Origin of the sequence: Amycolatopsis vastitatis, assembly GCF_002234595.1 — a bacterium.
Lineage (GTDB): Bacteria > Actinomycetota > Actinomycetes > Mycobacteriales > Pseudonocardiaceae > Amycolatopsis > Amycolatopsis vastitatis.
In genome coordinates this window covers 63,639-89,090 of sequence record NZ_NMUL01000063.1, presented here as the reverse complement: position 1 = coordinate 89,090, position 25,452 = coordinate 63,639, and the positions used below count along the sequence as shown (strand labels likewise).

General features: G+C 71.4%; 27 protein-coding genes. 7 read left to right on the top strand and 20 right to left on the bottom strand.

The genetic code is table 11. The features are described from left to right. Nucleotides 1-337 precede the first annotated feature (337 nt). The 6 genes from CF165_RS43130 to CF165_RS43105 all read right to left on the bottom strand — a co-directional run bounded on the left by CF165_RS43130 (nt 338) and on the right by CF165_RS43105 (nt 5,823). Nucleotides 338-1,549: a L,D-transpeptidase gene (locus CF165_RS43130; RefSeq protein WP_093953366.1), complete on the bottom strand. Its 1,212-nt coding sequence runs from the start codon at nt 1,547-1,549 to the stop codon at nt 338-340. Nucleotides 1,550-1,653: 104 nt separating this feature from the next. Then, nucleotides 1,654-2,523 (bottom strand): patatin-like phospholipase family protein, encoded by an 870-nt coding sequence (locus tag CF165_RS43125; RefSeq protein WP_093953365.1) that lies wholly within the window; start codon nt 2,521-2,523, stop codon nt 1,654-1,656. 38 nt (nt 2,524-2,561) lie between these two features. Next, nucleotides 2,562-3,209 carry a DedA family protein gene (locus CF165_RS43120; RefSeq protein WP_093953364.1) on the bottom strand — a complete coding sequence of 216 codons (648 nt, stop codon included), beginning with the start codon at nt 3,207-3,209 and terminating at the stop codon, nt 2,562-2,564. Nucleotides 3,210-3,254: 45 nt separating this feature from the next. Continuing rightward, on the bottom strand, nt 3,255-4,256 hold the full coding sequence (gene lipA, locus CF165_RS43115; RefSeq protein WP_093953363.1) for a lipoyl synthase: 1,002 nt from the start codon (nt 4,254-4,256) through the stop codon (nt 3,255-3,257). A 25-nt stretch (nt 4,257-4,281) separates the two neighbouring features. Further along, on the bottom strand, nt 4,282-5,229 hold the full coding sequence (locus CF165_RS43110; protein ID WP_093953362.1) for an oxidoreductase: 948 nt from the start codon (nt 5,227-5,229) through the stop codon (nt 4,282-4,284). A 72-nt stretch (nt 5,230-5,301) separates the two neighbouring features. Further along, nucleotides 5,302-5,823: a hypothetical protein gene (locus tag CF165_RS43105; protein ID WP_093953361.1), complete on the bottom strand. Its 522-nt coding sequence runs from the start codon at nt 5,821-5,823 to the stop codon at nt 5,302-5,304. Between the two features lie 130 nt (nt 5,824-5,953). Between CF165_RS43105 and CF165_RS43100 the strand changes: the two genes are divergently transcribed. Both CF165_RS43100 and CF165_RS43095 read left to right on the top strand, forming a co-directional pair. Beyond that, complete coding sequence (locus CF165_RS43100) at nt 5,954-6,565, top strand: TetR/AcrR family transcriptional regulator (RefSeq protein WP_093953360.1); 612 nt, start codon at nt 5,954-5,956, stop codon at nt 6,563-6,565. A gap of 4 nt (nt 6,566-6,569) precedes the next feature. After that, nucleotides 6,570-7,505, top strand: coding sequence for an LLM class F420-dependent oxidoreductase (locus tag CF165_RS43095; protein WP_093953359.1), 936 nt, complete (start codon nt 6,570-6,572; stop codon nt 7,503-7,505). Between the two features lie 96 nt (nt 7,506-7,601). Here CF165_RS43095 and lipB read toward each other — a convergent pair whose 3' ends face one another. Genes lipB through lpdA form a run of 6 tightly spaced genes read right to left on the bottom strand, consistent with a single transcriptional unit; the run spans nt 7,602 to nt 13,411 of the window. Continuing rightward, entirely contained in the window at nt 7,602-8,345 is a 744-nt protein-coding gene (gene lipB / locus CF165_RS43090) for a lipoyl(octanoyl) transferase LipB (RefSeq protein ID WP_093953358.1), read from the bottom strand. After that, nucleotides 8,342-8,965 carry a phosphatase PAP2 family protein gene (locus tag CF165_RS43085; protein WP_093953357.1) on the bottom strand — a complete coding sequence of 208 codons (624 nt, stop codon included), beginning with the start codon at nt 8,963-8,965 and terminating at the stop codon, nt 8,342-8,344. The genes lipB and CF165_RS43085 overlap by 4 nt, the downstream gene beginning before the upstream one ends. Continuing rightward, on the bottom strand, nt 8,962-9,834 hold the full coding sequence (locus CF165_RS43080) for a TIGR01777 family oxidoreductase (protein ID WP_093953356.1): 873 nt from the start codon (nt 9,832-9,834) through the stop codon (nt 8,962-8,964). Before CF165_RS43080 ends, CF165_RS43085 begins: the two co-directional genes overlap by 4 nt. 17 nt (nt 9,835-9,851) lie before the next feature. Beyond that, on the bottom strand, nt 9,852-10,193 hold the full coding sequence (locus CF165_RS43075; RefSeq protein WP_093953355.1) for a hypothetical protein: 342 nt from the start codon (nt 10,191-10,193) through the stop codon (nt 9,852-9,854). Nucleotides 10,194-10,197: 4 nt separating this feature from the next. Then, a complete protein-coding gene (sucB, locus tag CF165_RS43070; RefSeq protein ID WP_093953354.1) occupies nt 10,198-11,982 on the bottom strand; it encodes a 2-oxoglutarate dehydrogenase, E2 component, dihydrolipoamide succinyltransferase in 1,785 nt (594 codons plus the stop codon). A 55-nt stretch (nt 11,983-12,037) separates the two neighbouring features. Further along, entirely contained in the window at nt 12,038-13,411 is a 1,374-nt protein-coding gene (gene lpdA, locus CF165_RS43065; protein WP_093953353.1) for a dihydrolipoyl dehydrogenase, read from the bottom strand. 184 nt (nt 13,412-13,595) lie between these two features. Here lpdA and CF165_RS43060 point away from each other — a divergent pair, with 184 nt between their 5' ends. Continuing rightward, nucleotides 13,596-13,940, top strand: coding sequence for a hypothetical protein (locus CF165_RS43060; RefSeq protein ID WP_014466777.1), 345 nt, complete (start codon nt 13,596-13,598; stop codon nt 13,938-13,940). Here CF165_RS43060 and CF165_RS43055 read toward each other — a convergent pair. The 5 genes from CF165_RS43055 to CF165_RS43035 all read right to left on the bottom strand — a co-directional run bounded on the left by CF165_RS43055 (nt 13,937) and on the right by CF165_RS43035 (nt 19,966). Then, nucleotides 13,937-14,389, bottom strand: coding sequence for a GNAT family N-acetyltransferase (locus tag CF165_RS43055; RefSeq protein ID WP_093953369.1), 453 nt, complete (start codon nt 14,387-14,389; stop codon nt 13,937-13,939). The genes CF165_RS43060 and CF165_RS43055 overlap by 4 nt on opposite strands. Before the next feature lie 10 nt (nt 14,390-14,399). Beyond that, entirely contained in the window at nt 14,400-15,392 is a 993-nt protein-coding gene (locus tag CF165_RS43050) for an SMI1/KNR4 family protein (RefSeq protein WP_093953352.1), read from the bottom strand. A 10-nt stretch (nt 15,393-15,402) separates the two neighbouring features. Then, nucleotides 15,403-16,380, bottom strand: a complete 978-nt coding sequence (locus CF165_RS43045) for a TAXI family TRAP transporter solute-binding subunit (RefSeq protein ID WP_093953351.1) — start codon at nt 16,378-16,380, stop codon at nt 15,403-15,405. Then, on the bottom strand, nt 16,377-18,341 hold the full coding sequence (locus CF165_RS43040) for a TRAP transporter permease (RefSeq protein ID WP_093953350.1): 1,965 nt from the start codon (nt 18,339-18,341) through the stop codon (nt 16,377-16,379). The genes CF165_RS43045 and CF165_RS43040 overlap by 4 nt, the downstream gene beginning before the upstream one ends. Before the next feature lie 125 nt (nt 18,342-18,466). Next, complete coding sequence (locus CF165_RS43035) at nt 18,467-19,966, bottom strand: leucyl aminopeptidase (protein WP_093953349.1); 1,500 nt, start codon at nt 19,964-19,966, stop codon at nt 18,467-18,469. Nucleotides 19,967-20,078: 112 nt separating this feature from the next. Between CF165_RS43035 and CF165_RS43030 the strand changes: the two genes are divergently transcribed. Beyond that, nucleotides 20,079-20,927: a hypothetical protein gene (locus CF165_RS43030; RefSeq protein ID WP_093953348.1), complete on the top strand. Its 849-nt coding sequence runs from the start codon at nt 20,079-20,081 to the stop codon at nt 20,925-20,927. Beyond that, complete coding sequence (locus CF165_RS43025; protein ID WP_205661153.1) at nt 20,920-21,594, top strand: ribonuclease FAU-1 family protein; 675 nt, start codon at nt 20,920-20,922, stop codon at nt 21,592-21,594. The genes CF165_RS43030 and CF165_RS43025 overlap by 8 nt, the downstream gene beginning before the upstream one ends. On the opposite strand, the gene CF165_RS43020 is transcribed toward CF165_RS43025, so the two are convergent. Then, complete coding sequence (locus CF165_RS43020) at nt 21,551-21,850, bottom strand: hypothetical protein (protein ID WP_093953346.1); 300 nt, start codon at nt 21,848-21,850, stop codon at nt 21,551-21,553. The two genes, CF165_RS43025 and CF165_RS43020, sit on opposite strands and share 44 nt — an antisense overlap. Nucleotides 21,851-21,946: 96 nt before the next feature. Here CF165_RS43020 and CF165_RS43015 point away from each other — a divergent pair, with 96 nt between their 5' ends. After that, nucleotides 21,947-23,050, top strand: a complete 1,104-nt coding sequence (locus tag CF165_RS43015; RefSeq protein ID WP_093953345.1) for a branched-chain amino acid aminotransferase — start codon at nt 21,947-21,949, stop codon at nt 23,048-23,050. Between the two features lie 50 nt (nt 23,051-23,100). On the opposite strand, the gene cobT is transcribed toward CF165_RS43015, so the two are convergent. After that, the gene (gene cobT, locus CF165_RS43010) at nt 23,101-24,177 is read right to left on the bottom strand and encodes a nicotinate-nucleotide--dimethylbenzimidazole phosphoribosyltransferase (protein WP_093953344.1); all 1,077 of its coding nucleotides are present in this window, start codon (nt 24,175-24,177) and stop codon (nt 23,101-23,103) included. A 136-nt stretch (nt 24,178-24,313) separates the two neighbouring features. Between cobT and CF165_RS43005 the strand changes: the two genes are divergently transcribed. Next, nucleotides 24,314-24,997, top strand: coding sequence for an IspD/TarI family cytidylyltransferase (locus CF165_RS43005; RefSeq protein WP_093953343.1), 684 nt, complete (start codon nt 24,314-24,316; stop codon nt 24,995-24,997). On the opposite strand, the gene CF165_RS43000 is transcribed toward CF165_RS43005, so the two are convergent. Continuing rightward, the gene (locus tag CF165_RS43000) at nt 24,994-25,452 is read right to left on the bottom strand and encodes a hypothetical protein (RefSeq protein ID WP_093953342.1); all 459 of its coding nucleotides are present in this window, start codon (nt 25,450-25,452) and stop codon (nt 24,994-24,996) included. The genes CF165_RS43005 and CF165_RS43000 overlap by 4 nt on opposite strands.

Genomic DNA, 25,452 nt, shown 5'->3' with positions numbered 1-25,452 from the left:
CCCCCGTGTCGACCCCCTAATCACGCGAGCCGACCCTCCAGGCACGCGAACCGACCCTCCGGGCACGCGACCCGACCCTCCGGGCACGCGAACCGACCGTCCCGCTCCCCGAGTTCCGGCCTGGATCACACGGGTCCAGGCGCGGAACTCACGTGATCGGAGAGGCATCTCGCGTGATTGAAGGGGCATCACGTGTGATTGAGGAGGCATCACGTGTGATTGGAGGGTCGACTCACGTACCTGGAGGGTCGGGTCGCGTGCCTGGAGGGTCGGGTGGTGGGGGTAAAGGAAAGGGGGTCAGGAGCGGAGCTCCTGACCCCCTTGACGGGAAGGTGGGTTACTTGATGGCGGAGCCGGCTTGCCAGTCGGCCCAGGACTTCGTCCAGTCGCCGTACAGGTCCCACACCGGGAGCTGCGGGCCACCGGAGTTGGTGACCTCCACGACGTCACCCAGGCCCATGTTCTGGAAGAACCACTGGGCGTTCGCGTCGTTCAGGTTGATGCACCCGTGCGAGACGTTCGAGCTGCCCTGCTGGCCCACGCTGTTCGGGTTCTCGTGGACGAACTCGCCGTCGTTGGAGATCCGCTCGGAGAACTTCTCGTTCGAGCGGTACGCCTTCGGGTCGGGCGGGCAGACGCCGTACGTGCACGAGTCCATCGTGTAGTTCGCCTGCTTGTCCGAGATCACGTGCGCGCCCAGGTGGGTCGGCGTCGCGTCCTTGCCCATCGAGATCGGCATCGACTTGACCATGGCGCCGTTGTGGAAGATCTGCATCTGCTCGCTGTTCCCGTCCGCCTTCGCGATCCAGGAATCGTGCACCTTGTACGTCTCGGTCCGGTCCTCGGCGCCGAAGACGCCGCCGCCGAAGTCGACGCCGTAGATCTTCGCCGACACCTTGAGCGTGGTGCCGGCCTTCCAGTACTCCTTCGGGCGGTAGTGGACGTTCGAGTCGTCGATCCAGTACCAGCTGCCGTCCTGCTTCGGGGTCGACTCGACCGTCAGGGCCTTCTCGACCGCCGCCTTGTTCTTGACGGCGACCTTGCCGAAGCTGAACACGATGGGCTGCCCCACGCCGACGCCCGTGCTCGCGACCGCGGCCGGGGCCGGGATCAGGTTGGCGTTCGCCTGCTTCTTCGGCGCGATCGTGCTGATCTGGTTGTCCTGCTCGATCGGCTGCCCGTTGGCGCCCTGGGCGTGCGCGACGATCTTGTACGTCGCGCCGTAGCCGAGCGGCTCGCTCGACGTCCAGCTCGACCCGTCGTCCGCGAGCTTGCCGGCGACCGTCTTCCCCTTGGCGGTGTTGGTCACCGTGACGTCGAGGAGCTTCCCGTTGGCCGCCTTGACGACGATCGGCGTCGCGGGGTTCACACCCGTGCCGCCCGCGGGTTCGAACGTCACCGCGACCGGTGTCGCGGACGGTGAGGCGGACCCCGACGCCGGTGCCCCGCCGGCGGGCGAACCGCCGTCGTCACCGGACGAGCAGGCGGAAAGCAGCAGTGCTCCGGCGAGGATTCCGGCGACCGAAAGTAAAATCTTCTTGGGGAGCATATTATCTCTTTTTGGGGAATTGGGATCGGCGGGCATTCGTCATCAAAACTACGCGATAGCGATGACGTCCTTACCGGCGGATCGGTGCATCGGCGTGACGCGGATCACGTCATGACGAGCCCCGGGGCGCCGTACAGCCCCGGCCCGCTCACCGAAACCTCGTCGAGGTACTCCCGCGCCGCCGTGTACGCCTGTTCCGCCAGTGCTTCCGTGTGCCCGAAATCGAGGGGGTTCACACGCACCGGCGCCGGGCCCGGCAGGTACAGCACCGGCGCCTGGGCCGCGGCCAGCGGCGCTTCCAGCACGGCCTGGTTCCGCATGCTGATCATCGCGGTGAACATCATCACCTCGGCGAACGTCCGTGGTGCGCCGGGCATCTTCCCCGGGAACGCGCAGTCGAGCACCACCAGCGACTTCGCGCCCATGGCGAGGGCCTGCCGCATCGGCACGTTCGCGACGAGACCGCCGTCGTACAGCAGCCGCCCTTCGTGCTCGACCGGCGGGAGGATCCCCGGGATGGCGCAGCTGGCCAGGAGCGGCTCGAGCAGGCGCCCGGACCGGATCAGCAGCGGCTCGGCCGTTTCCACCTGCGTCGTGACGACGCCGAGCGGCAGCGCCAGGTCCTCGAAGCGGGTCTCGGCGCCGATGTGGTCGGCGATGATCCTCGCCAGCCCGGTGTTGGGGAACAGGTGCGTCTTGCTCTGCGTCAGCGTCCGCACGCGGCTCAGCACGCCGCCGGGGAACGCCTCGTCGCGCGTCATGTGGGCCCAGATGCCGTGCAGCCGCGTGAGCGCGTCGCCGCCGGAGAGGGCCAGCACGGCCGCGTTGAGCGAGCCGACCGACGTGCCGGTCACGAGGTCCGGCGCGAGCCCGGCTTCGGTCAGGGCGCGCAGCATGCCGACCTGCATGGCGCCGAGGCTGCCGCCCCCGCCGAGGACGAAGCCGACGGGCCGGGGGAGATCCGCGAGACTCATACCGCCGAATGTAGTAAGCCCGCAGGTCGGGCGGGCTGTCAGGGCACGCGTTCGGGCTCACGCTCGGGCTCGGCGAGTGCCTTGCGCTTCTTGAGACGCAGCAGGAAGACCACGCCGATCGCGGCGAGCAGGCCGACCACGACCAAGCCGCCCGTGTTCAGGACGCCTTCGATGCGTTTGGCGGCTTCGCCCAGCGCCGCGCCGATGCTGATGTGGACCAGCGACCAGCAGAACGCGCCCGCCGCGGCGGCCGGCAGGAACTTGCGGAACGGCAGGCCCGCCGTGCCGGCCGCGGCCGGGGTGAGCGTCCGGATCACCGGCAGGAACCGGGCGAAGAACACCGCCCGGGCGCCGCGGCGTTCGAGGACCGCGGTGGCCTTGTCCCAAGCGTCGAGGCCGTACTTGCGGATCAGTTTCGTCTCACGCAGCCGCGGCCCGAAGCGGCGGCCGACGAGGTAGCCGAGCGCGTCGCCCGCCGTCGCGCAGAGGGTGACGACCGTCCACAGCACCAGGAACCGCGGGACGGTGTTCGCCGTCGTCGCGGCGATGAGCAGCCCGGACTCGCCCGGGGCCACGAAACCCAGCCCGATCGTGCATTCGGCGAACACCAGGGCGCCGGTCACCGCGACGAGCCCCGGTTCCGGGAGTCCTTGCAGCCAGCTGAGAAGGTCCGAAACCAGGGCCATGCGACCCACTTTACCGATCCTTTAAGGATGGTGTGGTGACGTGCGTCACCGCGCCAGGAGCGACGCGGCTTCCTGAGCCGCGGGACCTTCGGCCGCGAGGTGCTGCAGGTTTTCCGGCAGGACCTCGCCGCGGTGGGCCTTGGTCTGCGCGTAGAGCCGTCCGGCGCGGTACGACGACCGGACCAGGGGCCCCGCCATCACCCCGGCGAAGCCCATCGCCTCGGCCGCCTTCGAATGCTCCACGAACTCCTCCGGCTTCACCCACCGGTCCACCGGGTGATGCCGAGCAGAAGGACGCAGATACTGCGTGATCGTCAAGATCTCACACCCCGCATCCACCAGATCCCGCATCGCCGGAGCCACCTCATCGGCGGTTTCACCCATACCCAAGATCAGGTTCGACTTCGTCACCAAACCGGCCTCACGCGCCGCACTGATCACTTCCAACGACCGCGCATACCGGAAACCCGGACGGATGCGCTTGAAAATCCGCGGCACCGTCTCCACGTTGTGGGCAAGGACCTCCGGCCGCGACCCGAATACCTCAGCGAGCTGGCCAGGGTCGGCGTTGAAGTCCGGAATCAACAACTCCACACCCGTACCCGGGTTCAACGCATGAATCTGCCGCACCGTCTCCGCATACAGCCACGCACCACCATCAGGCAGGTCATCACGCGCCACCCCGGTCACCGTCGAATACCGCAGACCCATAGCCTGCACCGACTCCGCGACCTTCCGCGGCTCAGCGCGATCCAGCTCAGCCGGTTTCCCGGTGTCGATCTGACAGAAGTCACACCGCCGCGTGCACTGATCCCCACCGATCAAGAACGTCGCCTCACGGTCCTCCCAACACTCATAGATGTTGGGACAACCGGCCTCCTCACACACCGTGTGCAAACCCTCGCGGCGCACCAGACCCTTGAGCTCCGTGAACTCCGGCCCCATCCGCACCCGCGTCTTGATCCACGACGGCTTCTTCTCGATCGGCGTCTCACTGTTGCGAACCTCGAGACGCAACAGCTTCCGGCCTTCAGGCGCAGCACTCACGGCATCAACCGTACGCCCGTCCGGGCTAAGCGGGATCGGGGGTGACGCCGGTCAGCTTCGCGGTGACGTCCCACAATTTCGCCCCCAGCGACTCGCTGCGCGCGGCGGACAGCGGGCGCGTCCTGACCGGGCTGCCGCGCAGCCCGCCGAGGCCACCGGGGGCGATGTAGTCGCCGCCCGCGACGTCGTCCGCCGTGGCCGCGTACAGCTGCGGCAGCGCGCCCTGGCGGACGTTCTGGGCGAACAGGGCCTCGCCGATCCGGTGGCCGCCGGCGATGATCGAGCGGACGACCGGGTTGGTGTACGTCCGCGCCATGCCGCCGCCGAGGCCGGTCGAGGTGTACCCGGGATGCGCGGCGACGCTGAGGACGTCGTCGCCCGCCGCGCGCAGCCGCCGGTCGAGTTCGACGGCGAACACCTGGTTGGCGAGCTTCGACTGCCCGTACGCGGTCGCCGGGTTGTAGCGGCGGTGGTCGGCGTTGGGGTCTTCGAGGTCGATCCGCGCGCCGATGGCCATGACGCTCGACAGGGTGACGACGCGGGCGTGCCGTCCGCCGCGCAGGGCGGGCAGCAGCAGCCAGGTCAGCGCCGCGTGCCCGAGGTGGTTGGTGCCGAACTGCAGCTCGAAGCCGTCGGCGGTGCGGCCGCGGGCGGTCGCCATCACGCCGGCGTTGTTGACCAGCACGTCCAGCGCGTCGCCGGTGCGTTCCCGCACCGACACGGCCGCCGCGCGCACCGACGCGAGCTCGCTCAGGTCCAACGGGATGAGCTCGGGTGCGGCGCCCGCGGCGGCTGCGCGGATCTGTTCGAGGGCCTTCGCGCCGCGCTCGGCGGAGCGGCAGGCGAGGAGCACGCGGGCCCCCTTGCCCGCGAGGACTTCGGCGGTGCGCAGGCCCAAACCGGAGTTCGCTCCGGTGACGAGGACGGTCCGGCCGGTCTGGTCGGCGATGTCGGCTTCGCTCCAACGCGTCATGCGCTTACTTAACTCCATCCATGCCCCCGCCGCCGCCCTCAACGGAGGCGCTTCGCGCCGCTGGCTCGATTGTTACGCACTGGGCGCGAGCAGGCGGCGAAGATGTCCCATGACAGGACGGCGACGGCCGGTTTCCTGACGGTTCGCGCGCAGCAGCGCTTCGAGCGCGTGGCCCACCTTGACGATCTCCTCGGCCGGCTCGCGCGGGTCGGCCAGCCCGGCCGTGACGGCGAGCATTCGCAGCTCGCCTTCGTGCATCCGGCGCAGCGACGCGTGCCGCTCGTAGGCACCGTCGAGGACGGCACGCAGGTCCGCGTGCTCCTCGACAGCGGCGCGCCAGGCGCGGGTGACGGCGTCGACGTGGTCGCCGAGGCCGTCGGCGTCGTCCGGGTCGACGACCTCGGTGCGCAGGCGCCCGCTCAGCGTCCGCGTCCACTGGTACTGCAGGGCGGTGAGGAGGTTCTCCTCGGTGCCGAAGTGCTCTCCGGCACCGGGCACCTCCTCGAGCGGCAGCGGCGCGCCCGGGTTGCGTGCGGCCAGGCGGACGGCGGCTTCGAGGATTTCCTGACGTCGGTAGAAGTCGGTCCAGCTCATCTGTGGCTCCCCTTCCGTGGGCCGGGTCATACCACGGGTTTGCGGCATACTCCCGGTACGGACCTGACACGGCGAACATACCATGGGTATGGGGAGATTCTCCGGGCGTAAGGTTGTGAAGGTGGCGACAATGAGGTCCAGACGACTCGACTATTCCGAGTCGACCCGGTCCGCGCTGGTCGACAGCGCGGTCGAACTGTTCACCAAACGCGGTTACGCGGGTACCTCGCTCGACGAGATCGCCAAACGCGCCCGGGTGACCAAAGGCGCGCTGTACCACCACTTCAGCGGCAAGCAGGCATTGTTCGAAGCCGCGTTCGAGCAGGTCGAAGGCCTCGTCTACGACCGGCTCGACAAGATCATGACCGGCGAGGGCACGCCGTGGGAACGGGCGCTCGGCGGCCTCAACGCGTTCATCCGCGCGTGCCTCGACCCCGCCTACCAGCGGATCGCCATCCACGAGGCACCGGTGGTGATGGGCTGGGAACGCTGGCGGGAGGCCGAGGAGCGGTGCAGCTTCGGGCTCGTGCGCTCCGGCCTGCAGTCGCTGATCGACGCGGGGGAGGTCGAGCCGGTCCCGGTGGAGGTCACCGCCCGGCTGCTGTTCGGCGCGTTGTCGAGCGCGGCGACCGAAATCGCCAGTTCGCCCGATCCCAAGAAGGTCGGCGCCGAGATCGAGGACGTCATCGTCCGCATGCTGGTACGGCTGCGGCGCACCGAACCCGACGTCTCTATAGGCTGACTTCGTGGACTTGAGGATCTTCACCGAGCCCCAGCAAGGGGCCAGCTACGACGACCTGCTGCGTGTCGCGAAGGCGACCGAAGCCGCCGGGTACGACGCCTTCTTCCGCAGCGACCACTACCTGAGGATGGGCTCCGCCGACGGCCTGCCCGGCCCGACCGACGCCTGGATCACCCTCGCCGGCCTGGCCCGTGAGACCAGCCGGATCCGGCTCGGCACGCTCGTCACCGCGGCGACGTTCCGGCACCCGGGCCCGCTGGCCATCTCCGTGGCCCAGGTCGACCAGATGTCCGGCGGCCGCGTCGAGTTCGGCCTCGGCTCGGGCTGGTACGACGCCGAGCACGAGGCGTACGGCCTGACGCTGCCGCCGCTGAAGGAACGCTTCGACCGCTACGCCGAGCAGCTCGAGATCGTCACCGGGCTGTGGAAGACGCCGGTGGGCTCGACGTACTCCTTCAAGGGCGAGTACTACACGCTTTCGGAGTCGCCGGGCCTGCCGAAGCCGGCGCAGCACCCGGCGCCGCCGGTGATCATCGGCGGCGGGGGCAAGAAGCGCACCCCGGCGCTCGCCGCGCGGTTCGCCGACGAGTTCAACCTGCCGTTCGCGGACGCCGACAGCGCGGCCGCGCAGTTCGCCCGGGTCGACGCGGCGGCGGAGGAGATCGGCCGCGACCCGAAGGAGATCCTGCGCTCGGTGGCGCTGGTCATCGGCGTCGGCCGCTCCGACGCCGAAGTCGCGCAACGGGCGTCGGTCATCGGGCGGGACGTCACCGAGCTGCGGGCGAACGGTCTCGCGGGGTCGCCCGCCGAGGTCGTCGACCGGATCGGGCAGTGGCGGGAGAAGACCGGGATCACCCGGATCTACCTGCAGCTGCTGGACCTCTCGGACCTCGACCAGCTCGACCTCATCGCCACCGAGGTCGCGCCGCAGCTGGACTGAGCAGCCCCCGTTTTCCACGCTAGCGGAACGGTCTGACAGTTCCGGGCTTCGAACACCGTGAAGGCCACCTGGTGTCCACAGGTGGCCTTCACGGCTTCAGTTCTGCAGGGCGAAGGTGACGCCCGCGGCCTTCGGGGCTTCGGGACGCGGAAGCCAGCGGTCCTCGCTCACCGGCAGCTCGCCTTCCAGCGCCGCCAGGACGGCGTCGCGGGCCAGGGGGAGCACCGCTTCGACCGTGACGTCCCGCTGCAGCTCGTACGAAAGCGAGGTCACGCCCGCGTCGCGGATGCCGCACGGCACGATGTTGTCGAACGCCTTCAGGTCCGCGTTGCAGTTCAGCTCGAAGCCGTGCATCGTCACGCCGCGCTGGACGCGGATGCCGATCGCCGCGATCTTGCGCTCGATGCCGCGGTCGTCGGCCGGGATCCAGACCCCGCTGCGGCCTTCCACGCGGCCGCTGGTCACGCCGAGGGAGTCGCACACGTGGATCAGCGCCTCCTCCAGCCGCCGCACGTAGTGCACGACGTCGATCGGGTCGCCGAGCTTCACGATCGGGTAGCCGACCAGCTGGCCGGGACCGTGCCAGGTGATCTTGCCGCCGCGGTCGACGTCGATCACCGGGGTGCCGTCCACCGGCCGGTCGGCGGCCTCGGTGCGTTTGCCCGCGGTGTACACCGACGGGTGCTGCAGCAGGAGCATGGTGTCCGGCGCGGTGCCGTCGGCGCGGGCGGCGAGGTGACGCCGCTGGAGCTCCCAGGCTTCGGTGTAGTCGATCGTGCCGAGTTCGCGGACGTCGACGGGCTCGGTGCTGGCGCGGCAGGAGGTCAGGGAAGAACTCACCCGTCGAGGCTACGCCCGTCACCCGGCGGAAGCAGCCGCAAGGCACACGCTGAGAGCAGCCCGACACCGGTCACGGCCAGCACTGCGCCGATCGTGTCGGTGACCCAGTGGACGCCGAGCACGACCCGGCAGGCGGCGGACAGCACGACCGCCACCGCGACCGCCACCGCCACGCGGCGGACCAGCCGCGGCCACAGCCACGCGCACAGCAGGAGCAGCACGAACCCCGTGCTCGCCACCGACACGACGTGCCCGCTCGGGTAGCTCAGGTCCGGGTAGTCGCGCGGGCGTGCCCGCAGGAACACCGGCTTGAACACCAAGCTCGTCAGCCGGCACAGCAGGAGCACCGCAGCGAGCCGGACGCACAATCCGAGGTGCTCGCGCCGTCTCAGCGCCAGCGCCAGCAGCGCCACGCCGAGGACGTAGGGGAGCACCGGGCCGAGGACGTCGCTGCCGGCCTGCGCGACCCGCCCGAGCGGCTCCGCGTACACGCCGTGCAGCGCGTTCGAAACCGCGACGTCGAGGAACAGCGGGTGCCGCGCGACGCTCAGGCCGAGCAGGACGAACGCGGCGGAGAACACCGCGCCGACGACGAGCCACCGCTGCAGCCGGACACTCATGCCGCGGCGAGCGCGCTGTCCAGGGTCCGGTGCCGGAACTCGTACCCGGACCGCTGCAGCGCCGCCGGAACGGCCCGCTGCCCGTACAGCGCCATCTCCTCACCGGCCTGGCCGAGCACGGCCTTGAGCGCGATCCCCGGAACCCACCACGGCGCGGGCCGGTGCAGCGCCCGGCCGGCCGCGCGGGTGAACTCGGCGTTGGTCACCGGCTCGGGGCCGGTCAGGTTCACCGGGCCGGCGACGTCGTGCGTCAGGACGTGGACGATCGCGCCGACCTCGTCCTCGAGGGAGATCCACGGCATGTACTGGCGGCCGTCGCCGAGCCGTCCGCCCAGGCCGAGGCGGAACAGCGGGCGCAGCGTGCCGTACAGCCCGCCCTTCGCCGAAAGCACCAGCCCGGTCCGGATCTTCACGACGCGCGCGTCGCCGGCTCCCGCCGTCGCCGTTTCCCAGGCGTCGCACAGCTCGGCCAGGAAACCCCCGCCGCGCGGCGCGGACTCGTCCACAATGGACGGACCGGCGTTCCCGTAGTACCCGACGGCGGACGCGTTGACGAGCACCCCGATGCCGTGTTCGGCGACGGCTTCGGCGAGCACCTCGGTCGGCTCGACCCGGCTGTCGGTGAGCTGCTGCTTGCGCATCGCGCTCCACCGGCCGGGGAACAGCGGCTTGCCGCCCAGGTTGACGACGGCGTCCACGCCCTCGAAGGCGCCGCTCGCGATGGTGCCCGACGGCGGATCCCACCGGAACTCGCCGCCTTCGCGGGCTTCCCGCCGCACCAGCCGGCGGACCTCGTGGCCGTCGCGCCGCAGGCGTTCGCCCAGCGCCGACCCGATCAAGCCGCTCGCCCCGGCGATCAGTACTCGCATGCTTCGATCGTGGCCCATCACGGTCGCGGGCGCACGCCCAGGTCCCGCGCGAAAGCCGGGACGTCGGCCAGGATCGCCAGGCCCAGCCCGGGGAGCGGCACCTCGGGGAAGTCCGTGGAGATCGGCTCGCCCCGGACGCGGTCGAGGACTTCCCGCCGGAACGCGGGATCGGCGATGAAACGCGCGGTCAGGTCCGGGTCGCCGGGGAAGAACGAGCGGAGGGTTTCCCCGCAGAACCAGCGGAGGTCCCCGGCGCCGTCCTCGGCGACCACCGAAACGTCGCCGCGGTGGCCGGCGAGCCAGGCCCGGAACGCCGCGAAGGGCTCCCCACCAGCTGGTGCGGAGCCCTTCGCGGTCATGCGGTCAGAGGCCGAGTTCGCTCTCGAAGTTGCCCTCTTCCAGACGCTGCTTGATCGTCGTCAGGAAGCGGCCCGCGTCGGCCCCGTCCACCAGGCGGTGGTCGTAGGTCAGCGGCAGGTACGCCATCGACCGGACGGCGATCGTGTCGTTGCCGTCGGCGTCCGCGACCACGACCGGGCGCTTGACGACCGCGCCGGTGCCGAGGATGCCCGACTGCGGCTGCACGATGATCGGCGTGTCGAACAGCGCGCCGACGCTGCCGATGTTCGTGATCGAGAAGGTGCCGCCCGACAGCTCGTCCGGCTTGATCTGGCCCGCCCGCGCGCGGCCCGCCAGGTCGGCGATCCGGTGCGCGAGACCGGCCAGGCTCAGCTCGCCCGCGTCGTGGATCACGACCGAGAGCAGCCCGCGCTCGGTGTCCACCGCGATGCCCAGGTGCACGGCGCCGTGGTAGGTGATCTCCTTCGTGTCCTCGTTGTAGGAGGCGTTGACGTTCGGGTGCTGCTTGAGCGCCTCGACGGTGGCCTTCGCGAAGAACGGCAGGAACGTCAGGTTGACGCCCTCGCGCTCCTTGAAGCCCGCCTTCGCCCGCTGCCGCAGCTTGGCGATCTTCGTGACGTCGACCTCCTGGACCTGCGTGAGCTGCGCGGCGATCTGCAGCGACTCGCGGGTCTTGGTGGCCGTGATCTGGCGGATCCGACTGGCCTTCTGCACGGTGCCGCGCAGCGCGGCCAGCTCCGGCGACACCGCGGCCGCCGGACGCGCGGCGGGCGCCGCCGGGGGAGCGGCGGCCGGAGCGGCAGCGGCCGGAGCCGGTGCGGCGGCGGCCTTCTGCTTCTCCTCGGCCGCGGCCAGGACGTCCTGCTTGCGGATCCGGCCGCCGACGCCGCTGCCGGTCAGCGACGCGAGGTCGATGCCGTGCTCCGACGCGAGCTTGCGGACCAGCGGCGTGACGTACGGGCCGTCCGCCGAGCCGTCCTTCGCCGCGGCGGCGGGGGCCGCTTCGGCCGCCTTGGCCGCGGGGGCGGCCTGCGGCTCGGGCTTCGGTTCCGGCTTGGGCTCGGGCTTGGCCTCCTGAACCGGCTCGGGCTTCGGCTCCGGCTTGGGTTCCGGCTTCGGCTCGGGCTTGGGTTCCGGCTTGGACTCGGCCTTCGGCGCCGCGTTCGCGTCGCCGATCACGGCCAGGACGCCGCCGACCTCGACGGTCTCGTCCTCGCCCGCGCGGATCTCCAGCACCGTGCCGGCCACCGGCGACGGCACCTCGGTGTCCACCTTGTCGGTGGAGATCTCGAGCAGCGGCTCGTCGACCTCGACCGAGTCGCCGACCGCCTTCAGCCAGCGCGTGACGGTGCCCTCGGTGACGCTTTCGCCCAGCTCGGGCAGCTTCACCTCGGTGCCTTCACCACCGGCGGCCGGTGCGGTGTCCGGCTTGCTCGGCGCGCTCTCTTCGGCCTGAGCCTGCGGCTCGGGTTCCGGCTCCGGTTCGGGCTCGGACTTCTGCTCCTCCTGAGCGGGGGCTGTGTCCGATTCGGACTCGGGGACGCCGCCGGACCCGTCGTCGATGACGGCGAGCTCGCCGCCGACCTCGACGGTCTCGTCCTCCTGGGCGCTGATCTTCACGACCGTGCCCGCCACCGGGGAAGGGACCTCGGTGTCGACCTTGTCGGTCGAGATCTCGAGCAACGGCTCGTCGACCTCGACGGTGTCGCCCTCCTGCTTAAGCCACCGGGTGACGGTGCCTTCGGTGACGCTCTCCCCGAGCTCCGGCAATGTGACGGAGTAGGCCATCGTTCGCTGACTCCTCTTCCAAGTTCTGCGTGGTCTGGATTCTGCTGGTGGGACGTCAGCTGTGCACGTGCAGCGGCTTCCCCGCGAGGGCGAGGAACGCTTCACCGAGGGCCTCGGTCTGGGTGGGGTGGGCGTGGATCAGCGGCGCGACGTCTTCGGGGAAAGCCTCCCAGCTGTAGATCAGCTGCGCCTCGCCGATCAGCTCGCCGACGCGGTCGCCGACCATGTGGACGCCCACGACCGGGCCGTCCGGGGCCTTGACCAGCTTGACCCCGCCGGAGGTCTTGAGGATCTGGCTCTTGCCGTTGCCGCCGAGGTCGTAGGTGAACGTCGTGACGTCCGAGCCGTACTTGTCCTTCGCCTGCGACTCGGTCAGCCCGACCGACGCGACCTCCGGGTGGGAGTAGGTGACCCGCGGGATGCCGCTCTCGTCGATCACGCGCGGGTTCTGCCCGGCGATCTCCTCGGCGACGAAGATGCCCTGCTGGAAGCCGCGGTGCGCGAGCTGCAGGCCGGGGACGATGTCGCCGACGGCGTAGACGTTCGGGAGGTTGGTGCGCAGCCGCTCGTCGGTGAGGACGAAGCCGCGCTCGATCTTGACGCCGGCCTCCTCGTAGCCGTGGCCCGCCGAGTTCGGCCCGCGGCCGACGGCGACCAGCAGCAGGTCGGCCTCGATGGTCTCGCCGGACTCCAGCGAGACGCTCACGCCGTTGTCGTCCTGCTTCGCGCCGGTGAACTTCACGCCGGTCTTGAAGGCGATCTTGCGACGGCGGAAAGCGCGCTCGAGCTGCTTGGACGCGAACTCGTCCTCGTTCGGGACCAGTCGCGGCAGGGCCTCGACGATGGTGACGTCGACGCCGAAGGAGGCCCAGACGCTCGCGAACTCGACGCCGATGACGCCGCCACCGAGGACCACGACCTTCTTGGGGACGTAGTCGAGGGCGAGGGCCTGCTCGCTGGCGATGATGCGGCCGCCGAGCTCCAGGCCGGGCAGCGTGCGCGAGTACGAGCCGGTGGCGAGGATGACGTTCTTGCCGGTGTAGCGGGTGCCGTCCACCTCGACGGTCGTGCCGCCGACGAACGTGCCGCTGCCTTCGACGAGGTTCACCTTGTGCGCCTTGGCCAGGCCCTGCAGGCCCTTGTACAGGCGGGCGACGATCCCGTCCTTGTACTTGTTGACCCCGGCGATGTCGATGCCCTCGAAGACGGCCTTGACGCCGACCGCTTCGGCTTCACGGGTCTCGTCGGCGACCTCGGCGGCGTGGAGCAGGGCCTTGGTCGGGATGCAGCCCCGGTGGAGGCAGGTCCCGCCCAGCTTGTCCTTCTCGATCAGCGTGACGGAAAGGCCCAGCTCGGCCGCGCGGAACGCCGCGGCGTAGCCGCCCGATCCGCCTCCCAGGATCACGAGGTCGGCGGAGGTGTCGGTCACTTCATTAACTCCTCGGCAAGCAGTGGGGTGATGCTCTGTCGTCGCGCTCGCGCCCGGTATAACCGCGCGCGCGACACTCGCCATCTTGTCACTACGCCGGACGGGGCTGCGAGCTAGCCGGGTGTGCGACGCCGACCACACGCGGACATCGGGATAATGAGTGTCGGAAGTCTCGTGAGGGAGGGTGGTCGAGGTGGGTCTCTTCGACTCGCTGCGCAGGCGGGCCAAGGGCGGGCAGCGGGCCGGTACGCTGCGGAAAGCCAGCTCCGAGGACACCCGTCACCTCGAGGAGTGGATGGCCACGCGGCGGGGTGTCGAGGCGTTCGTGGAGCCGAAGACCAACATCACGGACACCACTGTGGTGTTGATCGCCCACGACGGCGAGTGGACCCGGCGGCGCATCGGCAGCCTGGAGGCCGCGCAGCAGTTCGGCCACCGCCGCTCGATCCCGGTGTACGAGGTCGCGCGCGTCGGCTACCCGAAGCGCATGCGCGAGTACACCGAGCGCAAGAAGCGCGGCCAGGTCTAAAGCTCGATCCGGCCGACCACCTCGCCGTGGTGGGCCTGCCCGGTGGGGAGGAAGCCCAGCTTGAGGTAGAAGCCCTCCGGGCCGCCGTCGGCCGGGAGCCACAGCACGGTCACGACCTTTTCGCCCCGCCGCCGGGCCTCGTCGAGGACGGTTTCGACGGCGAACCGGCCGTAGCCGCGGCGCTGGACGCCGGCGCCGACGTTGAGCCGCCAGATCCCGCAGCGGAAGAAGTCGAGCTCGGCCGCCGGGTTGAAGCGGGCCATCACGAAGGCGACGGGTTCGCCGTCGTCGAGGATCAGCCGTGGCCAGGCGATCTCCGGCTGGGTGTAGGCCTCGGCGAGCGAGACGGCGACGGGGGCGACGAAGGCCCTCTGGTGTGGTTCGACGGCCAGCTGGCACGCGGCGGCGACGTTCTCGGGGGTGATCTTCTCCACGGTGAGGGTGGTCACCCGGTCCAAGCTAGCTGGCTTGGGCGAGCAGGGCAGCGTGCTTGACCAGCGCCGCCCGGAAGGACGCGTGGACGGTCGTGCCGAGGACCGGGTCGACCTCGACGACGTGGCCCGCCGACAGCAGCAGGCCCGCGGGTTCGCTGAGGACCACCACGCCGTTCTCGGCGCGCAGGTCCGCGGTACCGAGCAGGCGGGGGAAGACCACGTCGGCGGGCAGGCCGTCGCAGGTGCGCAGGAAATCGCGGTGGTCGGCGGGCAGCTCTACGCCCAGCCGCAGCTCCGCCGAGCGGATCGCCGCTTCCGACGCCGGGGGTGGGAGCGTGGCCCGGCGACGCAGGAGCGGCCCGGCCGCCGGTTCCGCGCCGCGCAGCCGCAGGATCTCCGCGACCAGGTCGGGCCAGGTGCCGAGGTCGGGCGGGTATCGCTCGTGCAGCGCCGCGATCAGCGCGCCCGCGCAGCTCGGAGCCCAGTCGCGCAGGCCGAGGGGGTCCGCGCCCGCCACCAGCGCCGGGGCCAGCGCACGCGTCGCGGCGAGCGCGGCGACGTCCGGGCGTGGTCCGGCCAGTGAAGCCCAAAGAGCCAGGTCGGCCTCGGCGAGCGCGGTCCGGACCCGGTCCGGGCGCGACGGCGCGACGTGCTTGACCACCTCGGCGACCAGGCCCGGCGGGAGAACGCCGTCCAGGTCGGAGACCGGGCGGCGCAGGGCAGCCGTGTGCGCGCGCTCCTCGGCACCGAGGTCGAGCGGCGGCAGGCCCTCGGCCCAGTCCGGACGCACACCCCGGGCTTCGAAGAGCATCGCCCAGGCGCGGGCCCGAACCGGGTCCGCGGCGAGCGCGTCGACCGGCCGTTCCGTGCGGGCCTGCCACTGCGTGACCAGCCGGTCGGCCTCGTCGAGGGCGCCGGAGATCGCGAGCAGCAAGGCCGCGTAACCCACCTGGTCGTCGACGCGCGCCTCGGGCGCCGTCAGGACGTCGCGGACCGCCGCTTCGAGGTAGTCCTGCACCCCGCCGACCCTAGCCCAGGGCCTGCTTCGCCCCCGGGTGCAGCGGCACCGGGTCGGTCTGCGTCGCCAGCTGCTTCGTGATCTCCTTCGCCGCGGGATGCACCTTCACCAGCTCCGCCTGCTTGTCGAAGATCAGCTTCGTGATCGCGCACGCGTTGCCCGCCGGGAAGTCCGCCCGGACCAGCAGCAGGTTGGGCACGACGATCGTCGGCACGTCCGACGGCTGGGCGTACGCGGCCTTCGGGATCACGGCCTGGTCGTAGACCGGGTTGACCGCCTTCAGCTTCGGCAGCAACGGCGTGATGTCGAGGAACTTCACCTTGTCCTTGAGCGCCGTGGTGATGTCGGTGATCTGCGCGGTCGGCAGGCCACCGGACCAGACGAGGCCGTCCAGGGTGCCCGCCTTCATGCCGTCCGCGGTCTTGGCCAGGTCGAGCCGCTGCGCCTGGACGTCGGACTCCGGTTTGAGCCCCGCCGCCTGCAGCAGGCGGTTCGCGATCACCTCGGTGCCGGACTTGGGCGAGCCGGTCGAGATCCGCTTGCCCTTCATGTCCGCGACGCTGTCGATGCCGGAGTCCGTGCGGACCAGCACCTGCGTCGAGTTCGGGTAGATCCGGGACAACGCCTGGATCTTCTGCGGCTTGCCCGCGAAGGAACCCTTGCCGTTCACCGCGTCCGCCGCGGTGTCGGCCAGCGAGAACGCGACGTCGTAGTTGCCGGCGACCAGCTGCTGGATGTTCTGCACCGACGCGCCGGTTTCCGCCGCCGTCGCGCGCAGCTTCGTGTTGTTGCTGATGAGCTGGGCCAGCCCGCCACCCAGCACGTAGTAGACGCCGCCGCTGTTGCCGGTGGCGATGGTGATCCGGCCTTCGCCCGCTTCGCAGGACTGCGCCCCGCCGGGCGCGGCCTGGTCGGTCTGCTGTTTCCCGCCGCAGCCGGTGACGGCCAGAGCGAGCACCGCCGCGGCGACGGCGACTGCGCGTTTCATGCTGTCCTCCTCTTGATGACGACGTGGCTGAGCAGCGCGGCGGCGCCGCACGCGGCACCGATCGCGATCGGCACCGGCTCCAGGTAGAGCAGGCACAGGGCGGTGGGGACGAACAGCAGCCGCACCGGAAGGGTGACCGGCCCGAAGAGCCAGCCGCCGGTCACGACCGCGAGCGCGGCGACGGCCACCGCGGAGACGGCCGCCACCCAGACGACGGTCAGCGCGTCGGACTGCAGCAGCAGCGCGGCGCCGTTGTCGGTGAGCACGAACGCGATCGGCACCAGGAACGCCGGGAGCGTGTACTTCCAGCACTGCCACATGGTGCCGAGCACCGACCCGCCGGTGATCGCCGCGGAAGCCACTGCGGCGAGCGCGGTCGGCGGCGTGACCTCGGACAACACGGCGTAGTAGAAGATGAACATCGCGCGCTCGGCGTCGGCGACGCCGAGGGACTCCAGCGCCGGGCCGATCACGACCCAGGCGATGATGAAGCTCGCCGTGACCGGCACCGCGAGCCCCAGCACGCCGACGGCGATCGCCGAAAGCAGCACGGTCAGGATGAGGATGAGCGTGCCGTTGTCGGTGAGCGCGCCGGCCAGTTCCACCAGGGCGTCCGCGAGTTCGAGGCCGAGCCCGGTCTTGGTGATGGTCGAGGTGATCACCCCGGCCGCGGCGCACACCGCGATCACCGGCAGCGCCCCGCGCACCCCGGCCGAGAGCGCGTCGACCATGTCCTTCGCCCAGCCCTTGACGTCACGGCGGCGGGCGATCAGCGCGAAGAGCGCGGCGACGCCGGTGGCGTAGACGACCGCGGCGAACGGCGGGATGTCCAGGGCGAGGAACACGACGATGATCGCCAGCGACAAGAAGTGATAACCGCCGCGCCGCAACAGTTTCCACGGATCGTCGTGCGGGACGTCGACGGCTTCGGCCTTGAAGCGCCGCGCGTCGGCTTCCATCGCGAACACGATGCCGAGGTAGTAGAGCAGCGTGGGGACGGTCGCCCAGATCAGGACCTTCAGGTACGACGTCTGCAAGTACTCGGCGATGATGAACGCGGCGGCACCGAGCGTCGGCGGCGAGAGGATGGCCCCGATCCCCGACGCGGCCAGCAGCCCGCCCGCGTTTTCCTTGGGGTAGCGGGCTTTCTTGAGGATCGGCCAGGTGATCGAGCCGAGGCTGACGGCGGTCGCCGTGCCCGAACCCGACACCGTCCCGAGCAGGAAGCCCGACAGGACGGTGGTCCGGCCGGGTGCGGTCCGGGACTTCCGGAACGCGGCGAACGAGATGTCCACGAAGAACTGCCCGGCGCCGGAGGCGTTGAGCACCGCGCCGTAGAGCGTGAACAGCACGATGTAGCTGCCCGCGACGTCCAGCGGGGTGCCGTAGAACCCGCTGGCGTCGTTGAAGAGCGCGTTGACGATCTGGCTGAAGTCGATGCCGGCGTGCGCGATGCCCCAGTTCTGCGGGAGGTAGCCGCCGTAGTAGGCGTAGGCCAGGAAGAGCAGGCAGACGATCGGCAGCACCAGGCCGGTGGTGCGGCGGGTGGCTTCGAGGACCAGCACGAGCAGCAGCGCACCGGCGACGACGTCCAGCGGCGACAGGATGCCTTGCCGGTTCAGGAAGTCGTCGTACCCGGCGAGCACGGGGTAGAGGCCGACGGCCAGCGCGAGCACGGCGAGCGCCCAGTCCGTCCAGCCCGGATCGTCACGGCCGCGCAGCCGCGGGCGGTAGCAGAGGAACACCAGCGGCAGCGTCACGCCGAGGAAGAGGACGAGGTAGAACTGGTTGCCCTTGGCGAACGGGAAGAACACCTGCTTGAGCACGAGCACCGCGACGGCGAGCGCGACGAAGTAGACGACGCGGTCGGGAACGCGGGAGAGGGCGCGCGCGGGCCGTTCTTCGTCGTGCTCGGCGGCGATTTCGGCGGGGGAGTCGCGGTCCACCGGCTCGGTCGTCACCGTGCCACGGTACTGTGCCTCAGATCACATCGAAAGCGACAATTCGATCACCGCGGCCGAAGCGACGTGAATGACTCATTCATGTCGCCGGACGACATGAATGAGTCATTCACTTCATCGCTGGGTCAGCCGTTGGCGGCGATGTCGGCCAGCACCGCGGCGATCGTCCGGACCGGGACCCCGGTGCCGCCCTTGCCGGTGTAGCCCCACGGCGAACCGGTGTTGAACGACGGGCCCGCGATGTCGATGTGGACCCAGTCGAGGCCGTCGGCGACGAACTCGCGCAGGAAGATCCCGGCCGCGAGCATGCCGCCCCAGCGGTGGCCCGTCACGTTGGCCAGGTCGGCCAGGCGCGAGTCGAGGTCGGCGCGCAACTCCTCCGGCAGCGGCATCGGCCAGCCGTTCTCGCCACTGGCCTGCATGATCGCCGCGACGCGGTCGCGGAAGTCGTCCGAGCCCATCACGCCGGCGGTGCGGTTGCCGAGCGCGACGACCTGGGCGCCGGTCAGCGTCGAGGTCTCGATCAGGTAGTCCGGGTTCTCCTCGGCCGCGCGCACCATCGCGTCGACCAGGACCAGCCGGCCCTCGGCGTCGGTGTTGAGCACCTCGACGGTCTTGCCGCCGTACATGGTCAGCACGTCACCCGGGCGGTACGACGTCCCCGACGGCAGGTTCTCCGCCAGCGGGATGTGCGCGACGACCTCGAGGGGGTACTTCAGCTTCGCGGCCAGCACGACCGAAGCGAGCACGCCGGCCGCGCCGGACATGTCCGAGGTCATGTGGTCCATGTTCGCGGCGGGCTTGAGCGAGATGCCGCCCGAGTCGAACGTGATGCCCTTGCCGACCAGCGCGACCTTTTTGCCCGCCTTGGCCGGCTTGTACGCCAGGCGCAGCAGCCGCGGCGGGCGCGACGAGCCGCCGCCGACGCCGAGGATGCCGCCGAAGCCCTTGCGCTTGAGGGCCTTCTCGTCGAGCACCTCGAACTCGAGGCCGTTGTCCTCGGCCAGCTTCTTCGCGCGGTCGGCGAAGGAGGCCGGGTACAGGTCGTTCGGCGGGGTGTTGATCAGGTCGCGCGCGGTGATGACGGCCTCGGCGATGCTGCCGGCCGCCTTCAGCGTCGCCTTGTGCTCGCGGGCGGTCCCCGTCGCGGGGCTCGCGAAGTCGGCCTTCGCGACCGGGGCGTCGCCCTTCTCGGAGCGGTAGGCGGTGAAGACGTAGGAGCCGAGGATCGTGCCCTCGACGGCGGCCTGCAGGTCGAGCTCCGACAGCGTGACGAACGCGCGGTCGGTGCCGGCCAGCGCGCGGCCGGCGGCGCCCGCGGCGCGGCGGACCTGCTCGGCGGTGACGGTGTCGCCTTCCTTGCCCAGGCCGACGGCGAGCACGACGGCCGCCGGGAGCTTGCCCAGCGTCGGGATCTTGACGACCTCTTCGGCCTTGCCGCTCGCGCCGAGGGTGGCCAGCAGGCCGGCCAGGCGGCCGTCGAAGGCGGCGTCCACGGCGGCGGCGCCGGGGGCGAGCACCGGGCCGTCCTCGCCGGCCAGGGTGCCGATGACGACCACGTCGGCGCGCGTTTTGGCCAGTGCCTCCCCGGTGTTGTCGGACAGGGCGAGCTTAGGCACGGTCACTTCTGGCTCCTCGCGCGTTTCTCGGTGGTACCGGGCACCGGCCCGGCCGGGATCGTGAGCCATGCTAATGACGACTCCGACCACGGGTGAACACAGGGAGAGGGAGGGCCGCGTGCGGCTGGGCGGTGGGCTGCTGGTCGCGCTGGCGGCCGGGGCGGCGGGCGCGGGCTGGTGGCTGCTCGCCGGCCTGGTGCTGGCGGCGGTGGCCGCGGGCGTGACGGCGAGGGTGCCGGAACCGGGGGATGCCCTGGTGGACCGGGTTGTCGTCGCCGTCGCGCGGCTGGCCGAGGTGACCGTCTACGCGATCGCGTTCGGGGCCTACGTCTTCCCCTCGCACCGGGAAGTGGCCGCCGCGGCGTTCGTGGTGGTGGTCGCCGGGGCGGGGTTCGCCGGGCTGAAGATCCCGACGATCGTCGTACGCGTCGTGGGTGGGCTGTTGCTCGCCGCCGGGCTCGTCCTGGTCGCGTTGTGCGTGGTCGTGACGCCGGTGACGACGGTCGGTGGTGGCCTGCAGCCTCCGGACTTCGCGGGTGTGCTCGTCGCCGCCGTGGTGGTGCTGCCGTTCCTGCGACCGGGTGGGCGCGAGAACGCCGGACTTCGGGTACTGCTGCTCGGCGCGGTCGCCGTCCTGGCCGCGTTCGCCGCGCTCTACCAGCTCGGCTCGGTCCGGCTCGGCCTGTCGCTCACCTCACTGCGCGACCTGCTGTCGGCCGCCGACGCGGACGCCCTCCAGCCGCTGCTCACGGCCGTCGCCGTCGTCGCGACCGTCGTGCCGGCGCTCGCCGCCGGGACCGAGGTCCGGGCGCGGACCGGGGTGCGGGGGCTCGCCGGGCTGGTCTTGGCGGCAGTGGCCGCGTACCTGCTGCCGGTGCTGCCGGTGCTCGTCGTCGCCGGGCTGGCGACCGTGACCGAGCTGCTACTGGGCGTGCGCGCCCGCAGGTACAGTGGGGCGCGTGACTGATCGACGCTGGCGGCCGGGGCAGACCGTGGTCGAACGGTTCCACCGCCCGGACGGCTCGATCGGCCAGGTCCACCCGCTGCGCGTCCTCGCCGACGACGGCCGCGTCCTGCTCGCCTGGCTGCCGGCGGGCACGCCGATCGTGGGCAGCAGGCTCGTGGACGGGCGCTTGATGGCGGAAGCGCCCCTGGAGCAGCGGTTCCTGATCCCGCGGGTCCCGGTCCCCGACTTCTGGCACCGCACGTCCACGCTGCGGCGCATCGCCGACGACGAGTGGTCCTCGGTCTGGTGGTTCTTCGACGCCGCCGGGAAGTTCACGAACTGGTACGTCAACCTCGAGGTCCCGCTCGGCCGGAGCCCGGAAGGGGTGGACCGCATCGACGGCGTGCTGGACGTCGTCGTCGACCCGGACGGCAGCTGGCGCTGGGACGACGAGGACGAGGCCGAGGCCGCGATCGAGGTCGGCCGCCTGACGCTCGAGCAGTTCGACCGGCTGCGCGCGGAGGGCGAGCGGATCGGCGCGCTGGCCGAACGCGGCAGCTACCCCTTCGACGGCACGGACACCGACTTCCGCCCGGACCCGGGCTGGCCGGCGCCCGAGCTGCCGCCCGGCCTGCTGGCCTCGCTCAGCCCGCAGTCAGGAGAAGGATCAGCGCCAGCACGGCGTTGACGACCGCGAGGATCACGACCGACTTCGTCGGGACCACCTTCGGGAACGCCTTGCCGTGGATCTTCCGCCACCAGACGACGCCGAAGACGCCGCCGACCAGGCCGAGGAACCCGCCGAAGCCGCTGTCCAGCACGGCCCAGCCGACCATGCCGAGCAGGCCGACGCCGAAGGTCAGCAGCACCGCGGTGACGAACGTCTTGACGTCGGCACCGGTGCTCTTGGGCCGGGGGACCGGCTCAGTGGAGTGGTAGGTCACAAGGGCATCCTAGAGTCATCACGAGCGGGGCGCGGAGAACCCGGAACACATGGACGTCCGACTAACGCGCCTCCGAGCAAGCGGTATCGTCTAGCCATGACGACCACGACACAGTTCGCCCATGTCCCGCACCCGAGTCCTGCGAGCGCGGACCGTGTCGCGGAGGTACTCGCCGCCCCCGGGTTCGGGGTGTACTTCACCGACCACATGGTGACCGTGAAGTGGTCGAAAGCCGAGGGCTGGCACGACGCGCAGGTCGGCCCGTACGCCCCCTTCACCCTCGACCCGGCGACGTCGGTGCTGCACTACGGCCAGGCGATCTTCGAGGGTCTCAAGGCCTACCGCCAGCCGGACGGCTCGATCGCGTCGTTCCGCCCGGACGCCAACGCCGCGCGGTTCCGGCAGTCGGCCGAGCGGCTCGCCATGCCCCAGCTGCCCGAGGACGTCTTCATCGAGTCGCTGCGGGAGCTCGTCGCCGTCGACGGCCGGTGGGTGCCCACCCGGCAGGGTGATTCGCTGTACCTGCGGCCGTTCATGATCTCGACGTCCACCGGCCTCGGCGTCAACAGCCCGGCCGCCGACTACGTGTACACGGTCATCGCGTCCCCGGCCGGGTCGTACTTCTCCGGCGGGGTCAAGCCGGTCAGCGTCTGGCTGTCGACGGAGTACGTCCGCGCGGCGCCCGGCGGCACCGGCGCGGCCAAGTGCGCCGGCAACTACGCGGCGTCGTTCGTGGCGCAGGCGCAGGCCGTGGAGAAGGGCTGCGACCAGGTGGTCTGGCTCGACGCGGTGGAGCGGCGCTGGGTCGAGGAGATGGGCGGGATGAACCTGTTCTTCGTCTTCGGCTCCGGCGAGAACGCGCGCCTGGTGACGCCGGAGCTGACGGGTTCGCTGCTGCCCGGCGTCACGCGCAAGTCGTTGCTGCAGCTGGCTTCGCGGCTCGGGTACAAGGTCGAGGAACGCCGGATCTCCACCGACGAGTGGGAGAAGGCGTCGGCGTCCGGTGAGCTGACCGAGACGTTCGCCTGCGGGACCGCGGCGGTGATCACCCCGGTCGGGCACGTCAAGCACGCCAACGGCGAGTTCACGATCGCCGACGGGCAGCCGGGCGCGCTGACGATGAAGCTGCGCGAAGAGCTGACGGGCATCCAGGAGGGCACCCACCCCGACGCCGACCACTGGATGGTCAAGCTCGGCTGAGAGCGGTTTCGAAGCGGCCCCCGGTGCACCGGGGGCCGCTTTCGTCTTCGTCAGGAAGCCGGGGCCGCGACGAGCGGGCCGGAAACCCCGGCCTGGTCGTGGGTCGCCGTCTCGGCGAGGACGCGGGCGGCCATCATCAGCAGCGGCAACGCCGTGACCGCGCCGGTGCCTTCGCCGAGGCGGACGTCCAGCTCCAGCAGCGGGCCGAGGTCGAGGTGTTCCAGGGCGAGGGCGTGGGCGGGTTCGGCCGTGCGCTGGCCCGCCACCCACCAGCGTCGTGCGCCCGGGGCGAGGTCTTCGGCGACGAGCGCCGCGGCGCAGGCCACCAGCCCGTCCAGGATCACCGGCGTCCGGCGGACCGCGGCCTGGGCGAGGAAGCCGGCCATCGCCGCGATGTCCGCGCCCGCCGTGGTGCGCAGCAGGCCGACCGGGTCGGCCAGCACCACGCGGGCCCGGCGCAGCGCGTCGCGCACCGCGGTGGCCTTGCGCATCCAGGCGTTGTCGTCGATGCCGGACCCGCGGCCGACGACGGCCACCGGCTCGCTGCCGGTCAGTGCCGCGACGAGCACCGACGCCGGTGTGCTGTTGCCGATCCCGAGGTCGCCCGGGATGAGCAGGTCCGCGCCGCCGTCGACCTCGGCGTCGGCGATCGCGATCCCGGCGCGGACGGCGGCCTCGGCTTCGTCGGCGGTCAACGCGTCTTCGACGTCGATGGAGCCCGAACCGCGGCGGACCTTGAACTCGCCGATCGAGCGGGTCGCCGGCGCTTCGGTGTCCACGGCCAGGTCGACCACGCGGACGCTCGCGCCCGCGGCGGCGGCCAGCACGTTGATCGCGGCGCCGCCGGTGAGCATCGTGCCCAGCAGCTGCCCGGTGACCTCGGCGGGATAGGCGGAGACGCCCTTCGCGGCGATGCCGTGGTCGCCGGCGAAGACGACCACGCGGGGCCGGGTGAACGGCCGCGGCGGCGACTGGCCCTGGCAGGCGGCGATCCAGACGCCCAGCTCCTCGAGCCGGCCGAGCGAACCGGCGGGCTTGACCAGCTTGCCGTGCAGCGCGATCGCCGCCGACCGGGCGTGGTCGTCGGGCGGGGTGATCTCGGGGAACTCGATGTTTTCCGGCTCCACACCAGGCCCTTCAACTCTTGTGGGGGTTCCGGGTGGCGAAGCCCCCGGCCCGGGGCGAAGCCCCGGTTTCCACTCTGTGCCACGACAACGCTGTGGCCAACCTACCGGGCACGGGTGACCGGTAGTCTCGCGGCTCGTGGAGACGACGGCGGCCGCGGTGGTCCTGGCCAGCGGCGCGGGCACCCGCGTCGGAGCGAAGCTGAACAAGGTCTACCTGCCGCTCGCCGGGCGGCGGGTCGTGACGTGGTCCCTCGACGCGTTCGCGCGCGTGCCGGGCATCGGCGTGCTGGTGCTGGTGATCCGGCCGCAGGACGCGGAACTCGCCGAAGAGGTGCTCGCCGGCCACGAAAACGTCGAGATCGTGTACGGCGGGGACACGCGGCAGGCGTCCGAGCTGAACGCGCTGCGCCACCTCGCCCCGCGAATCACAGGCGGCCGGGTCGACGCCGTGCTGCTGCACGACGCGGCCCGGCCGCTGGTCCACCCCGAGCTGATCGGCGCGGTTTTGGCCCGGACACGCGAGGACGGGGGGGCTGTGCCGGGCCTGGCCGCGGACGACGTCGTCGGGGTGGATGCCGGGCACCTGGTCGCCCAGGTGCCCGGCGCGATCCGCGTCCAGACGCCTCAGGGCTTCCGGGCGGGACCGCTGCTCGAGGCCTACGAGAAGGCCGAGCGCGAAGGCTTCGTGGGTACGGACACTTCGTCGTGCATGGAGCGGTTCTCCTCCCTGCCGATCCGCTGGGTCCCGGGGGCTCCCGAGAACCTCAAGATCACCTATCCCCACGACCTGGTGGCCGCGGAGCGGCTGCTGACCCGCTAGGCGCACGCGGGCGGGCCGCCGTCGTCCCCCTCCCGGTCCGGTTCGGGCGCGGTGCTCGTCGGCCGGATGGTGACGTCGTGCCGCAGCTCGAGCGGGATGTGGCAGCCGGGCTGCGGGCGCAGCGCCTGCAGCGGCGCGCCCGGCGTGCCGGGCTCGGCCAGGGTGAGCACCGCCCGCAGCGTCCAGACCGGGGTGGCGTGGTATTGCCAGGTGACCACCCGCGGGCTGAACACGTCCGTGCCCGGGAAGGTCGGTACCCGGTAGGCGCTGGCCCGGTGCTCGTCGCGGAGGATGATGACGTCCGCGCAGGTCGGCCACCGGTGCACCGCCGCGTAGACCTCCGGCGCCTCGCGGCCGCCGAACAGGTGCAGGACCCATTTGCGGCGCCGGAGTTCCTCGAGGAGTTCCTCGAGGCCCGGGCCGCTGGAGCCGGAGTGCGCTGTGGGCGGGGACAC

Bases quoted from the DNA above. Each gene is read 5' to 3' on its own strand.
- sucB (WP_093953354.1), bottom strand. From the start codon at position 11,982: ATGGCCTACTCCGTCACATTGCCGGAGCTCGGGGAGAGCGTCACCGAA.
- CF165_RS43105 (WP_093953361.1), bottom strand. From the start codon at position 5,823: ATGAGCTGGACCGACTTCTACCGACGTCAGGAAATCCTCGAAGCCGCC.
- CF165_RS43015 (WP_093953345.1), top strand. From the start codon at position 21,947: ATGACGACCACGACACAGTTCGCCCATGTCCCGCACCCGAGTCCTGCG.
- CF165_RS43045 (WP_093953351.1), bottom strand. From the start codon at position 16,380: ATGAAACGCGCAGTCGCCGTCGCCGCGGCGGTGCTCGCTCTGGCCGTC.
- CF165_RS43120 (WP_093953364.1), bottom strand. From the start codon at position 3,209: ATGGCCCTGGTTTCGGACCTTCTCAGCTGGCTGCAAGGACTCCCGGAA.
- CF165_RS43100 (WP_093953360.1), top strand. From the start codon at position 5,954: ATGAGGTCCAGACGACTCGACTATTCCGAGTCGACCCGGTCCGCGCTG.
- CF165_RS43080 (WP_093953356.1), bottom strand. From the start codon at position 9,834: ATGCGAGTACTGATCGCCGGGGCGAGCGGCTTGATCGGGTCGGCGCTG.
- CF165_RS43085 (WP_093953357.1), bottom strand. From the start codon at position 8,965: ATGAGTGTCCGGCTGCAGCGGTGGCTCGTCGTCGGCGCGGTGTTCTCC.
- CF165_RS43075 (WP_093953355.1), bottom strand. From the start codon at position 10,193: ATGACCGCGAAGGGCTCCGCACCAGCTGGTGGGGAGCCCTTCGCGGCG.
- CF165_RS43110 (WP_093953362.1), bottom strand. From the start codon at position 5,229: ATGACGCGTTGGAGCGAAGCCGACATCGCCGACCAGACCGGCCGGACC.
- CF165_RS43130 (WP_093953366.1), bottom strand. From the start codon at position 1,549: ATGCTCCCCAAGAAGATTTTACTTTCGGTCGCCGGAATCCTCGCCGGA.
- CF165_RS43125 (WP_093953365.1), bottom strand. From the start codon at position 2,523: ATGAGTCTCGCGGATCTCCCCCGGCCCGTCGGCTTCGTCCTCGGCGGG.